Origin of the sequence: Alteromonas nitratireducens (assembly GCF_040812025.1) — a bacterium.
In the GTDB taxonomy this organism is placed as follows: Bacteria; Pseudomonadota; Gammaproteobacteria; order Enterobacterales; family Alteromonadaceae; genus Alteromonas; species Alteromonas nitratireducens.
Genome location: NZ_JBFNPK010000041.1, coordinates 1 through 1,298, shown reverse-complemented (window position 1 = coordinate 1,298; position 1,298 = coordinate 1). Strand labels below are relative to the sequence as shown.

The following is a 1,298-nucleotide window of genomic DNA, read 5'->3' as shown; positions in this document are numbered from 1 at the left end:
GCAGATATATTCGATTACGTTGAACGGTTCCATAATCCAAGAATGCGACGTAGACTTGCTAATCAAGACAAAAAGTTTACGTCTTTATTAAACCGTCCGTGAAAACGGGGTAGAACCCCTCTCTCAATCGCTCATGACAGTTGAACTGTTAAGGAAAGTGGGAAACTCGATTTTAGAGTTATAGCAGGATATCAATAGAAGCAGGGTAGACGTGTAAGGTGTTGATTCTATTGCGTAAAAGTGCTACTTTGGCAATTCAATTATACAAGGATGTAAAAGATATGAAGCAAGTATTGCTGTGTTTATTAATCAGTCTCGTTTCGCCGCAATTAGCCGCAAGTTTAGTCACTTTCGAGTTTTCCGGCGTCTTCGATAGAGTAACAGACAATAAATCAATCCTTCCCAACGATATAGGCATTGGAACTGAATTCAAAGGTTTCTTTACTTACAACTATGACCCGAGTCTTAAAGAAAATAAGTCATTTGAGAATGATCCAACCGTCGCATTTTATCCGGTGATATCAAACTCTTTTGCGGAGTTCGGTAATTTAAATATTGAAGGGGATACTCGATTTAGTTCAAATACTGTTCAAATTTGGGATGACCGACTTTCCGGAGGGAGGCTTATGGATCTTTTCTGGATTAGTCCGGGTTTAGATTACTCGCCTCCTTTCAATCTCGGAATCGGAAATACACTTACTGCATCTTATACCTTTAGTTTGTGGGATTATTCAGCTGATTTTATTCAGGGAGATATATTACCCAAGCCAGAGGATATCGTGTTGGCTGATTTTGACAGGACTTCCTTCTCTATTTTTGCTATGAACCACGATGAGTTCAACGATTACAACAGTGGAAAGCGAACTGATTGGACGTACGTGCGCTTAGAGGGGGGAATTACTAGTTTAAGGCAGGTTGTTGCGCCAGTAAGTGAACCATCCACGATATTTATTTTTATATTGAGTATCTGCATTTTTCTAAGGTTGCGACCTTGCTCTCAATGAACCTTTGCTTTTGCTTTGTGCCTTAAATTATTAAACAACTTAATTAATTGAGTGGTTCAATGTATGCCTTATGGTTGCAGAACTGCGTTAAACGACTTATTTCATAGAAACAGGTATAAATTCATCACCCTAAAAACCCGCCATCTGGCGGGTTTTTTATGTGCGTTTCATGAGTTGACTAGTCCTGATATAAGTTGACACTTATTTCAGTTTAAAGCGCCCGGTGAACTTCATCGGGCGTTTTGTATTTTAGGGCCAGATGCGGCCTTTTCTCATTATAAATCGCGACAGACT

The 1,298-nt window shown here is 39.4% G+C and carries 1 protein-coding gene; it reads left to right on the top strand.

The features are described from left to right. Positions 1-281: 281 nt before the first annotated feature. Complete coding sequence (locus AB1N33_RS16605; RefSeq protein ID WP_411272680.1) at positions 282-1,004, top strand: hypothetical protein; 723 nt, start codon at positions 282-284, stop codon at positions 1,002-1,004. Positions 1,005-1,298 lie beyond the last annotated feature (294 nt).